Origin of the sequence: Pontiella sulfatireligans (genome assembly GCF_900890705.1) — a bacterium.
In the GTDB taxonomy this organism is placed as follows: domain Bacteria; phylum Verrucomicrobiota; class Kiritimatiellia; order Kiritimatiellales; family Pontiellaceae; genus Pontiella; species Pontiella sulfatireligans.
Window position 1 is genome coordinate 2,442,932 of sequence record NZ_CAAHFH010000001.1, and the last position, 12,180, is coordinate 2,455,111.

Sequence of the window (12,180 nt, forward strand, 5' to 3'; positions counted from 1 at the left end):
TCATAGCGGGAATTATCATTCCGTCAGCCCAGATAATCATTCAACGCTTCGACTTCCGCGATCAGACTTTCTTTGACACGGCTCTTCAGACGATAGGCTGTACTCAATGGCAGGCCCATCTCGCTGGCGACTTCCTTGATATCGCGCCCCTTCAACGTTTCGTTGAAAAGCCGAGTGGCATCCGCCGAAAGGTATTCAGCAATATTCTTGAACGCCAGCGCCGCAATATAGTTGTGCCACTCCCGCTCGATCACGTCGTCGATGTCCGGCAGGGATACGGTGTCAACCAGCTCGGAATCCGACTGAACCAGCTTATCCGAACGGTTCGCATCGCGTTGACTCTTTCGCCAGAAATCTTTAACGCAGTTGCGCACCACCACCGTCAAGTAGCTGCGGAAACTCGATATTTTATTCAGATCGAGATCAGGAATCTTTTTCCAAAGCTTAATGAATATCTGCTGACGCAGATCATCTGCATCAGCAGAACCGATATTCATGCTGTTGATGATGGTGTAGATATATCCGCTATAGGAATCGACAAACTCCTGCCACGCCTTTTCGTCATATTGCTTCTGCATTTTCTGCAAAAGCGTCATGCGGGTCCGGTAGGTCGCTCTAGTCTCTTCACTCATGCGTTAACGGTACCATCACACCACCAAAACAACAAAGCGCTATCGGATACGGAAGGCATAGGCCCATTCCCAATCAGCCGGCTTGTCTTTCGGGAAGGTTATTTCCAGTCCTTCGGCCGTTCGGATCCACTTGACCGGCTCGTTCAGGCCGACCATCTCAACGGAACCGATCTTGCCCGGATAGTATTCTGAGCCTTCGGCCAGCGACTTTACCACAATCTTGCCGTTTTCCGGCCAGTTGAGAGCGGTGGCGTAGAGCGTCTTTCCATCCTTGGAAACGGTGAAACGAATGTCTTGCGCAATGAACGGCTGGCGATAGTTCCAGTCGTCGCGTTTTTTGACTGCGTTGTATTCGAGCATCACCGCCGGTCCTTCACCGGAAATTTTCCATGGACGGGTCGCGTGGATTGCTTCGGCATTGACCTTCATCCAGCGACCCATGCCTTTCATGATCGCGATTTCCTCATCCGGGATCGAGCCGTCACCCTTTGGCGTCAATGAAAGCAGGAAGACGCCGCCTCGCGATACAAGATCAATCAAACTCTTGATGTGGTAGTCCGGACCATCTTTGTACTTCTTGTCCGTCACATAGCTCCACGGGTATGCAATAGCGCGGTCAATCAGATACCAAGGCTTCACGTCCAACGCCATTTCGCGGCCGTTTTCGTAGCAAAGGAATCCAAACGAGTCCGGGAAGTTAAACTGGCCCGCGTGCTTGTTGCAGATGGTTACTTCCTGCCCCTTTTTTTCCGCTTCGTTGAAATAGTAGGCAAAGGTATCCATCACCTGTTGTTCCGACGGCGCATTGTTGCGAATGGAGGTGTTCAATCCATCGAACCAGATGCAGTCCGGGCTGTATTTATCCACCACTTCCTTAATCTTTGCTTCCCACTCGGCAGCGAATACCTCGGGCTTTGCGCCCGCGCCCTCGTTCCAATAAAAATCCTGATATTCCGGATTCCAGATATCCCAATCCTTGTTTTCTTCCGTCTTAACCGGAATCCCTTTTTCCTTATCCATAAATCCGGTGGCATACCCCAGCGTGCGGCCGTGGTGGAAGGTGGCCAGCAGTTTCATGTCGTCATGCTTGCGAACCGCCGTTGCAATCTCTCCATAGACATCGCGCTTCGGCCCTTTGTCCATCGAGTTCCAGCGCGTGTGCTCGCTGTCCCACAGGCAGAAACCGTCGTGATGCACCAGCAGGATGCCGCCGAAGCGCGCGCCGGCCTCATACATCAGATCCACCCATTCATCCGCATTGAATTTCGGCGCGGTGAATTGATCGACAAAGTTAATGTAGCCGTTTTTATCCAACGAACCATAGGTCTCGAGATGGTGGGAGTATGCTCCCTTCGCATCCTTTTTCGCGCCGCCATACACATTCTTAATGTAGTCAGGCCCGCCGAAAGCCGGCACCGAAAAAACGCTCCAATGCGTGTAGACGCCGAACTTGGCATCCTTCATCCATTCCGGAATGGGCTGCTTCGAAAGAGATTCCCAGTTCGCTTCGAACGCGGCGTTCGTCACGCATGCCGAAACCATCAGTGCGATTCCTAATACAAAAATTCGATTATTCATAACAACTCTCCATAAAAATGTTCACGACAAGAGAAATGCCGCCTACACGGCATAGTTTGATACCAAACCTATTTTAGTTTCATAGCAACCGGGTAGTGGTCGGATATCGTATTCAGCACCTCATCCCTCGGAAACGAGATAGAGGCGTTCGCCAGAGGTTTATTGACTAGCAGTCTGTCGGAGTTAGAACCCCGCACTGGCGACATCCCGGCATGAACTTATCAAGTAAAAGAGGCAAAGGCCGGGCGAAGCAAGAAAATGTCTGAAAATACGCCCGAAAATGTGCCGACAGTGCATTGGCGTGCTGTTTTGCGGTTGCCGCCGGGTGTTTCGGGGCACGCGCCGCCATGAGCTTGAATATTTTCTTTAGATTGTAACTGAGGCAGACGAGGCTCCATTCGGTTTCGGCTTTCTCCTTCCCCCTCATCGAGAAGCGGCGGAAGCCGAGCACTTCCTTGATAACCCCGAAAACGGGTTCGACGGTTTGCTTGCGCTGCTTGTAGAGCGCCTTCCCTTCGGGGGTCTTGAGACGGTAGGCCATCTGTTCCTTGATGGGTGCGCCAGGTGGCGGCGGGGTCGGCAGCGGTTGCTTCTCGAGGTCGGCAACGCTGACGTGGTGCGAGCCTTTGGCCATGGCGCTGTACACCGTCGGCCCGCCACCGGTTTCGGCGTCTTTGACGGCCTTCTCACTGTAGTAGCCGGTATCGGTCAATACGCTTTCCGGAGTGGCCGCTTCCTCAGGAATGCTTGCGAGAACAGGATTGAGCTGCTCTTTGTCATTGGGCGCATCGGTGACGAGCTGACCAACGATGAGATAGGTTTCGGTGTCTACAGCGGCCTGCGCGTTGTAGGCCTGTTCGAAGTGGCTGCCGTTGCCGGCCTTCATGATGCGGCTTTCGGGGTCGGTAAAATTGTATTGCTTCTTATCCGGCGGCTCTGCGGATGGAGGTTTAGGTTCTTTTCCCCGCGGTTTCTTGTTTTTACGCTTTTCCTCGAAGGCCGTTTTCTTCTCTTCGTACTCGGCCTGTTTTTGTTTGCGCTCCTCTTCGTAGCGCGCCTTGATCACTGCCCGGGCGTGCTCCAGGCTCTTGATGCGGTCTTCGCGCCGGACGATTTCGTCCGGGATGCTCAGCCCGTCATCAAGCGGGACGTTATCGACCTGCTCGGCTTTGGCGGCGAGTTGTTCGACTTCCTTGCGCAGCAGTTCGACCTGCTCGCCGGCATGCTTGTAGCTGACAGCGGAATGCTTGCTGGCACTGGCTTTGATCTTGGTGCCATCGACGCTCACGGTGCCGACCTTTTTGAGACCGGCGGTTTCCTGCGCCATGAGCAGCACCCGTACAAAAGCCTTTTCGAACAGCTCGCGGTTCGTGCGGCGAAAGGCACAGATCGTGTCGTGATCGGGATGCAGGCTGCCGCCGCAGATGTAGCGAACGATGACGTCCGACCAGGTCGCATCCTCGATCCCGCGCGAGGAGAAGCGGCCCGTGGCGTAGCAATAGATCAGCAGAGTCAGCATCATGCGCGGCGGATACTGCTCGTCGCCAGTTCCCCGAAGGTTGAAGCGGAAGTCTCCAGCGGGAAGCCGGTCCACCGCATCGATCAGGAAATGCACAATGTGCTTCTGAGGAATCCAGTCGCGCAGGTCTGGCGGAAGCAGCATCGGGGTGTCGCGGTCGAGGTTCTTGAGTCGTGTGGCCATCACTTCCTTTTGGTTAAGACAGGCATAGACTGGCACAGTCTCATGAATATTGAAATATTATTCGCAAGCTAAGTCCGACAGACTGCTAGAATAAAATCGATACGGTTCAACCTTCTGCCATAGTCTTCGGCACTCTCTTCAGCAAAATGAAGTCGCGTCGGGAACGTGCCAACAGGGTCTTTTGAGGGATCAATCAGACCGGTATCGAGCAAGGTCTTCACCACGAGATAATCCAGTTCGCCGTTATCACGAAACGAACGATTTCGCGCATCTTCCTTCTCTCGCCATTTATCCAGCAATTGGACCTGCTGATCCAGAAAAACTCTATCGGCTTCGGAGTGCGCGTTGAAATCGCCCAGCACCACAACTTTTTCACCTGAGGCAACCAACGGAATAACCCGCTTGGCAACCGCAGTGGCTTCCTTCTGCCGATTCAGATAGTTCCTAGGATCAAAATGAACCACAAAAAAATGAATGCCCGCGGTTTTGCAATGCAACGTGCCGCGCAGTTTGGGATTATTCTCCGGTTGGATTTGTTCCACCTTCTCGATGGGCGTCTTCGAAGTCAGTCCTTGAGGAAAGCCACCTTTCCGATCGAAAACAACAGAATACCCATGCCCCCATTTTTTCGCGGCGGTGGCGAGCCGTTCCGGGTTAAACCCTTTAAGCTCCTGCAAGGCCAGCACATCCACACCTTGCGCCGCGATCCATTTTGCGCCCGCGTCAAGCGTCTGCTTTTTATTGAAACCCAGATAAACATTATAGGTCATCACGTTGAGCGGCTCCGCAAGTACGGAGAAGCTCAAAAACAAGCCGATGCAGATGATGAGATGTTTCATATAGCTCCTACTCAAGATATTACTTAACCGCATCAATCTGCGTCCACTTTTTCTTTCCTTCCATCGGATCATTTTCCTGCGGAGCACCGGGTGTGCTGCGGCCCTTGTTAACATAATCGGCTAAAAGCATTTTAAGCTCGGTGACGACTTCCGGGTATTCAGCGGAAAGGTTGGTGGATTCAACAGCATCCTTCTCCATATCGAACAGCAGAAAGTCGGCGGAGTTAATGACCGGTTTATCCTTTGGATTCTGCCGGCGCGAACCACCCTCGTTGTCGAACAACAACTTCCATTTTCCGCAACGGATCGCAAAGGTGCCTCCGTCGGAATGGTGCACCACACCCCGGTTTCCAATATTTGGAATTGCCGCACCTTTAAGCGCAGGCAGAAAACTAACGCTGTCTTCTCCGATATTCTCCGCCAGCTTGATACCTGAAAGTTCGGCAACGGTGGCCATTAGATCGGTGGTGCAAATCAACTGTTCGCTCACCGTCCCCGCTTTCACGCCTTCTGGCCACCGCACCACGAACGGCACGCGATGCCCGCCTTCCCATGTGGTGCCCTTGAGACCGCGATAGATCCAGCTAGAATAGTGGCCCTTCGCTTGATTATTTTCAAACTTGGAGCCCGGCGAGGTTCCGTTGTCGGCCGTGAAGACCACGATCGTGTTGTCGGCGATGCCCAGCTCATCGAGCGTCTTGAGCACTTCTCCCACCGCCCAGTCGGTTTCCATGCAAAAATCGCCGTACGGGCTCAATCCACTCTTCCCGTCAAATGCGCTGCTCGGAACAATCGGCGTATGGGGCGAATTGAGCGGCATATAAACGAAAAACGGTTGGTCAGCCTGTCCTGAGCTTGCCGAACGGGCGTTTTCGCGAATCCAGTCGCAGGTTTTTTTCGCGAAGTCCGGAAGGACCTGGCTTTGGACAAATTCCTTGGCCGCCCATCCCGCTTTTGCGCCCTCAAGCCCTCGTGCCTTCACCGCAGCCTTATCCTTCAGAAATTCCAGCGTTCCCTGAGTTTGGCGCCCGTCGATATAGGCGTGCGGATCCATATTGAGCGAGGCGGCGATGCCGAAATAATAATCGAATCCAACATCCAGCGGGCAATTTTTCATCGGCGCGGAAAAATCTACATTCGTCGGCGCGGTCTGCGCAATGTCCTTCCCATCGGTGCTGGTCCAGTCCATCCCGAGATGCCACTTGCCCACACAGGCCGTTCTGTATCCTTGCTTTTTCAGCAACGATGCGACGGTTTCGCGTTCTGGATCAATCATGTGCATGTCATGCCCATGCTCCACGCCACTTTTCAAGAAGGTCCGCCAGGCATAGCGCCCGGTTAGAATGCCGTAGCGCGTTGGCGTGCAGACGCTCGAATTCGAGTGCGCATCCATGAACTTCATGCCCTCGTTCGCCAGACGATCAATGTTCGGCGTCGGAAACTTGCAGTCTTTGTTGTAGGCCACCACATCGCCCGGCCCCATGTCGTCGGCCAGGATATAAACAATGTTGGGTTTCGCGCCGAAAGCGGCAACCGCCAGCACAACCCCCATCATCAAAACTGTTGTTTTCATTAATAATTCCCCTGAATTTCTGAAAAGCGCTCATAAAACAGACGTCGCGAGTGAACCGGGTTTTGACGAAAATTGGTAGGGAAGGCTCTCCGAGCCGTCCGCACGCCGCACCGCACGTCCGCCGGGCCATGCCACAGGGCGGCGCGCTCGGAGAGCGCGCCCTACCAATCACCCCTCAAACTCAATGGTCACGAAATAGGCCACACCGTCTTTTCCTTCGCCGACCAGGGCGGTATCAAGATCGGCCTCGCCGACCTTGAGATCCAGCGTAAACTCGGCGTGGGTATCTTCGGGCGAGACCACTTTTTCAACGGCCTGACCGGCAATGGACATGCGCACTGTTTCGATGGAAAAATCGCCCGCCCGCATCTTGCGCCCGCCGGTTCCCATCGGAATGTTTTCATACAGCGGATAACGCGAAAGTTTGAACGTGTATTTTCCATCGCGCGCAATCTTCACTTTATAGGGGCCGTGCGACTGCTTGAGCAGCTTTGCATCCATCTGGGTGAACGCCTGCGATGTTGAAACCTCCTTCAACCAATATACATCCTGGCTGGTGAGTTCCTGCACCGGCGCGCGTTCGTCGCCGAGAATGAACCGTACCGGCTGTACCAGCGGTTTGCCGATCGCGTGATAGGCATCGAACTTCGCCTGTAGCTGCTCCACCACCTCGGGGAATTCCGCAGCGACGTCGGTTTCCTGCTTCCAATCCTTGGAAATATCGTAGAGTTGCCTGTTGGCGATCAGACGCCAGTTTTTCCAGATGACGCAGGTCTGGTTTTCGCGCTGATCCAGCTTCTTCGGATTGAAGTAGTAGAAAAAGATCGTGCGGTCGTCATCCATGGGGTCGAGCGGTTTGGAAAGATACGATTTGAACGACCGGCCAGAAAACTCCACCCCCGCGGGCGTGGGCAGTCCGCACAAATCCAGTAGCGTTGGGTAGACATCCAACACCGAAACGAGCGTGTCGTTGTCAGTTCCGGCTTTACCCGGAAGGCGCAGGTAGGAAAACACACGATGGCCACCTTCCTCCTTCGAGCCCTTCTTGCCGCGCATGCCCATGTTCCAGTAGTCCGGCGTATTGGAAACAGCCGCCCCCTGCACGCCATCGTCGGTCGTCATGAGAACGATGGTGTTTTCATCGATACCCGTTTCCTTCAGGCACGCCATCAGGCGCCCCATGTTTTCATCGAGGTTGTCGATCATGCCGTAGAGGATCGCCAGTTTTTCATCGACGCCGTTGTCGATGTGCCGTTGTGAATATTCCTCGGCCACCTTGAGCGGCAGATGGGTAATGTTCGGTGCGAGATAGATAAAAAATGGTTCATCTTTCTTCTCGCGGATAAAGCGCATGGTTTCGTTAAAGAAAACGTCGGTGCAGTAGCCCTCAAACTTTTCCGGCTTCCCGTTGCGGTAATAGGTGTCGTCAAAATAGTCGTTGCCCCAGTAATCCGCAATCTGCCCGCCCGCGCCGCAGCGCAGGCCGACCACGTCGTCGAAACCCTGATCCTGCGGGCGCATCGGCCAGTTGTCGCCCAGGTGCCACTTGCCAAAATGGCCGGTCGCGTAACCGTTGTCCTTGAAAGCCTCGGCCATCGTGTGGTTATCGCCGCGCATCAGCGTGCGCCCCAGACTGGTGCGCCACGCGCCGGTCCGCTCGGCGTATTTGCCAGTCATCAGCGCCGCGCGCGAAGCCGTGCACATTGGCATTTGGTGGAAATTATTCAACCGCGCCGACTGTTTCGCTAACGTGTCGATATGCGGTGTGTTCACGTGCGGGTTTCCCTGAAAACCAATGTTGTTCCCGGTGTCGTCCGTCATGATCACGATCACATTCGGTTTCTTCGCAGAAGCCGCGCAAACCACCGCGACTCCGAGAATAGCTATCAAAAGAGAAGGTTTATTCATATCATCATGTTCCTGCTATAGGGTTCATCCATTCAACCCCGCGCGAACTAGCCTTTTGACTTTTTTCTTTTACCTTCGCCGAACGCGTTCCACGCGTCCACCGGCTTATAGGACGGATCGTCATAATCCTCACCCGCGTGACTTTTCTGCATCGCCTTAAGATAGTCCATCAATTCCTTGGTCATCGTTTCCACACGCTCGGGATGGGCGGACGCGACGTTGGTTTCCTCGCTCCAATCCTTCGCGAGATCGTACAGCTCGCCCTTGGGCAGCACTAATTTATAATGATCCTTCACGAGAGTCGCGCCGCCTTTGGCGCGGAAAGGAATGGCCTTCTCTCGCTTCGCGGTCTTGCCCGTGATAATCGGCAGCAGATCCTGACCGTCGATGGCGCGGTCGTCCGGCATCGCGTATCCGACCAACTCCGCGACGGTTGGAAAATAGTCGAGCGTGGAGAGCGACGTTTTCACGGTCGAGCCCGCCGCGAGTTTTCCGGGCCATTCCGCGAGCGCGGGCACGCGTACACCGCCATCGTAGAGGCTGCGTTTGCGACCGCGCAATCCAGATGTCGTCCCCGCTTTCTTTCCTTTGGCCGCCTTGCCCTCGGGGCCGTTGTCGGAACAGAAAAAGACGAGCGTATTTTCGGCAACGCCCCATTCACGGAGCTTAGTGCGAACGCGGCCGACCTGTTCGTCCAGTTCGGTGATGCAGCCATAATAGTGGGCGGCTTCGCCGTGGCCTTCGTACATCTTCAGATAGTCAGGCCCCGCCTTGATCGGTTCGTGCGGCGCGTTGAACCAGATGACCGACAGGAATGGCGTACCGCTGTTCACCGCCTGCTCCATAAAAGGGATTGCCCGATCAACCACCACGCGCGCAGCGCCGCCCTTCAGGCTCTCGTCGTCCGCAGGCAGCGGAACGCCGTCGTCGTAAAACGGGTTTTTCTTGCTCCCCGGATCCCATGTCACGACGGAGGATTCGACCACGAACGAGCGGTCGTAGTCGCGCTCCCAGGGTGGCGCAAAGTTTGCCGCCGGATTCCGTTTTTCGCCCTTGGTCGAATGCGTCTTGCTGAGGGTACCGATATGCCACTTTCCAAAGTGGCCGGTCGTATAGCCTTTTTCCTTCAGCATGCGCGCCAACGTGATTTCCTGCTTCGGCAAGTGACCAATGTTGGCGGAAAAAATGCCGTAGCGATAATAGTGCCGCCCCGTCAGGCAGGTGCCGCGCGTCGGCGAGCAGACGGGGCCGCCCGCATAGAAGTGCGTCAGCTTTACGCCCGCCTCCGCCATCTTGTCCAGATGAGGCGTTTTGATGATTTGGTTACCGTTAAAGCCCGTATCGCCATAGCCCAGGTCGTCGGCCATCATCAGGATAATATTTGGTTTTTCAGCGAATGCACCGACTCCGGTCATTATTGCCACGATCAGGCCGCAAATAGTATTCTTCGACATTTCTATGTTCCTTTTAAAATATGAGTTAGGTCACTAACCAGAGAATCCCGCTCACCCGCCGGATTTTGACCGGAAACTGCAAGTTTACAACCGTCGATTCCGGTCAATACTCCTCGTCCCAATCCCCGCCGATTCCGAGCTCCTGCAATATGGGCTGTTTAGCGTAAACCCTGTTTTTAAAGTCAGTGAACGGCAGCCGCTCTGCTGTCGACCACATTTGCTCGGCCATGGCGTAGATGCGCGGATAGAGACGACGATCGAGCCATTCCTCCGTCAGGCCATGGTCCGTCCAGAGACAGCAGCCCATGCCCAACAATGCTTTGCTTTGCTGCGCAGTGGGATTCCGGATATCGGATGGATTCTTTTCGTAGCAAGTTTGAAAGTCGAATAACCGATCCTTCCTGTAGTTGCGCCACGTGTGCTTTTGCGGAAAATTCAGATAGGTGTAGTAATTGGAGTTGGCAATCACGGGCAATCCGCGTTTGATCCCCTCGCGAAGCGCCTTGTCCCCGCCACGGCGATAGTTCCACCAATGCACCACAACATTCTTTTCAAGCTCCTGTCCCGGAAGAGTGACCACATCGCCCCAACAGATCGCCTTGCGCCCTTTCGCAGCAAGATGGCGTGCGAGCCGATTGGTCAGTTCAATCTGCAGTTCATGCTCATCCTTGAGCCCCATCTCTTTAATTTTCGCCTGGCAATCCGTGCATTTCTTCCATTCAGATTTTGGCGCTTCGTCTCCACCTATATGAATATATTCCGACGGAAACAGTTCGCAAACTTCGTCGAGGACATTGCACAGAAACTCCACCACGGAATCGCGCCCACCGCAATAGAGATACGGACTGAATCCCTTTTTTACCGGTTTAGGTGCTTCTCTGGAACAGGTCAACGATGGATAGGCTTTCAGCGCAGCTTCCGAGTGACCGGGCACGTCGATTTCAGGCACCACCGTAATATGTCGCTCGGCGGCATAGGCCACAATTTCACGAATGTCCTTCTGCGTGTAGAAGCCGTGCTGCTCTTCACCATCGGCCACGAAGGCGCCGACTTCCGTCAACTTCGGGTATTTTTTAATCTCAATGCGCCAGCCGTCGTTTTCCGTCAGGTGCCAATGAAAGACATTCATCTTAAGCATGGCCATACGGTCGAGCAGCCCTTTAATCGTTTCCAACCGCTGGAACTGCCGCCCGGAATCGATCATAAAACTGCGCCACGCATATTTGGGTTGATCAACAATTCTCACGCAGGGAATTTCGCCACCCGCGGCATGATCGACCAGCTGCTGAAGTGTTTGCTTTGCATAAAACCGACCGGACTCCGAACTTGCACGAACAACAACGCCCCCGGGGGTCACTTCCAACTCGTACCCTTCGGGAACAATTCCTTCGTTCAACGGCAGGAAATCCACCTCTCCTGCCAACCGGACAGAACATGCCCCCCCGAGCCGCTCAACCGATCCCGGGTTCGGGAGAATATTAATGGCAGAATGCGCAGTCAGCGACATCAGTAAAGCCACTGCAAACACGCCAGCTGTTCTCATTATTTTCATCATATCATCAGGATTCCCTGCTCCACCAACCGCTCAAGACTCCAAGGCGGCACGCGAGAGATCCGCGTAGCCGCTATCGTGCGGATTCATCTTTCTTCATTCAATCTCAAGAACGACCGGATAATGGTCGGATATCTGATCCAAAGCCGGATCGCGCGGATAGCGGATCGTTCCCCCCGCCAACGGCGGGCTCACCAAAATAAAGTCAATGCGTTGCTGCAACCCCGCAAATTCTTCCGCTGGCATTTCACCAAACAACAGTCGCGTTGGGAATGTGGGAACCGGATTTCTGGATGGATCCACCAGCCCGGCATCAAACAACGATTGCAGCACGGAAAAATCGAGTTCTCCATTTTCATTGAATGCGCGGAGCGCCCCGCCTTCCTTTGCCCGCCATTTCTCCAGCAGTGGAGTCTTAGAGGCCATGGCTTCCTTATCCGCGACTGAATGGGCATTGAAGTCGCCGAGCACGATTACTTTTTCACCGCCCTCCACCAGCACCTCCACTCGGTCGGCCACCGCAGCAGCCTCCTTTTGGCGACGGAGATAGTTGCGCGGATCAAAGTGAACGATGAAAAAATGCATCCCTGCTGTTTTGCAGTGCAGCGTGCCGCGCAACCGGGGATCGTTGTTCGGCATGATTTGCTCAATCCGTTCAATCGGCGTCTTCGAGGTCAACCCCTGCGGAAATCCACCCTTGCGGTCGAAGATCAGCGCATACGGATGGCCCCATTTCTTTGCCGCCGCTTCAAGCCGCTCCGAATCGAATCCCTTCAACTCCTGAAGGGCGAGCACGTCGCACTCCTGCGACGCAATCCACTTCGCCCCTTCTTCGAGGTTTTGTTTCTTATTAAAACCCAGCCACACGTTATAGGTCATCATCTGGAACGGTTCGGCCACGACCGAAACCGCTAGAAATAGTGCCATGCAGATTAGCTTCAT

The 12,180-nt window shown here is 54.4% G+C and carries 8 protein-coding genes and 1 pseudogene; all 9 read right to left on the minus strand.

The genetic code is table 11. The annotated features are described in order from the left end of the window. Nucleotides 1-23: 23 nt before the first annotated feature. Nucleotides 24-632 (minus strand): RNA polymerase sigma factor, encoded by a 609-nt coding sequence (locus tag SCARR_RS08265; RefSeq protein WP_136061013.1) that lies wholly within the window; start codon nt 630-632, stop codon nt 24-26. Between the two features lie 39 nt (nt 633-671). Continuing rightward, entirely contained in the window at nt 672-2,210 is a 1,539-nt protein-coding gene (locus SCARR_RS08270; protein ID WP_136061014.1) for an alpha-L-fucosidase, read from the minus strand. A 349-nt stretch (nt 2,211-2,559) separates the two neighbouring features. Next, nucleotides 2,560-3,912: pseudogene (locus SCARR_RS08275) on the minus strand (transposase); the annotation flags it as partial. Nucleotides 3,913-3,980: 68 nt separating this feature from the next. After that, the gene (locus SCARR_RS08280) at nt 3,981-4,751 is read right to left on the minus strand and encodes an endonuclease/exonuclease/phosphatase family protein (RefSeq protein WP_168433131.1); all 771 of its coding nucleotides are present in this window, start codon (nt 4,749-4,751) and stop codon (nt 3,981-3,983) included. Between the two features lie 19 nt (nt 4,752-4,770). Beyond that, complete coding sequence (locus SCARR_RS08285; RefSeq protein ID WP_136061016.1) at nt 4,771-6,324, minus strand: sulfatase family protein; 1,554 nt, start codon at nt 6,322-6,324, stop codon at nt 4,771-4,773. 168 nt (nt 6,325-6,492) lie between these two features. Next, the gene (locus SCARR_RS08290) at nt 6,493-8,232 is read right to left on the minus strand and encodes an arylsulfatase (protein ID WP_136061017.1); all 1,740 of its coding nucleotides are present in this window, start codon (nt 8,230-8,232) and stop codon (nt 6,493-6,495) included. Nucleotides 8,233-8,279: 47 nt separating this feature from the next. After that, nucleotides 8,280-9,686, minus strand: coding sequence for a sulfatase family protein (locus tag SCARR_RS08295; protein ID WP_136061018.1), 1,407 nt, complete (start codon nt 9,684-9,686; stop codon nt 8,280-8,282). A 103-nt stretch (nt 9,687-9,789) separates the two neighbouring features. Continuing rightward, complete coding sequence (locus tag SCARR_RS08300; RefSeq protein ID WP_136061019.1) at nt 9,790-11,241, minus strand: beta-N-acetylhexosaminidase; 1,452 nt, start codon at nt 11,239-11,241, stop codon at nt 9,790-9,792. A gap of 93 nt (nt 11,242-11,334) precedes the next feature. Then, nucleotides 11,335-12,180, minus strand: a complete 846-nt coding sequence (locus SCARR_RS08305) for an endonuclease/exonuclease/phosphatase family protein (RefSeq protein ID WP_168433132.1) — start codon at nt 12,178-12,180, stop codon at nt 11,335-11,337.

Bases quoted from the DNA above. Each gene is read 5' to 3' on its own strand.
- SCARR_RS08265 (WP_136061013.1), bottom strand. From the start codon at position 632: ATGAGTGAAGAGACTAGAGCGACCTACCGGACCCGCATGACGCTTTTG.
- SCARR_RS08270 (WP_136061014.1), bottom strand. From the start codon at position 2,210: ATGAATAATCGAATTTTTGTATTAGGAATCGCACTGATGGTTTCGGCA.
- SCARR_RS08280 (WP_168433131.1), bottom strand. From the start codon at position 4,751: ATGAAACATCTCATCATCTGCATCGGCTTGTTTTTGAGCTTCTCCGTA.
- SCARR_RS08285 (WP_136061016.1), bottom strand. From the start codon at position 6,324: ATGAAAACAACAGTTTTGATGATGGGGGTTGTGCTGGCGGTTGCCGCT.
- SCARR_RS08290 (WP_136061017.1), bottom strand. From the start codon at position 8,232: ATGAATAAACCTTCTCTTTTGATAGCTATTCTCGGAGTCGCGGTGGTT.
- SCARR_RS08295 (WP_136061018.1), bottom strand. From the start codon at position 9,686: ATGTCGAAGAATACTATTTGCGGCCTGATCGTGGCAATAATGACCGGA.
- SCARR_RS08300 (WP_136061019.1), bottom strand. From the start codon at position 11,241: ATGATGAAAATAATGAGAACAGCTGGCGTGTTTGCAGTGGCTTTACTG.
- SCARR_RS08305 (WP_168433132.1), bottom strand. From the start codon at position 12,180: ATGAAGCTAATCTGCATGGCACTATTTCTAGCGGTTTCGGTCGTGGCC.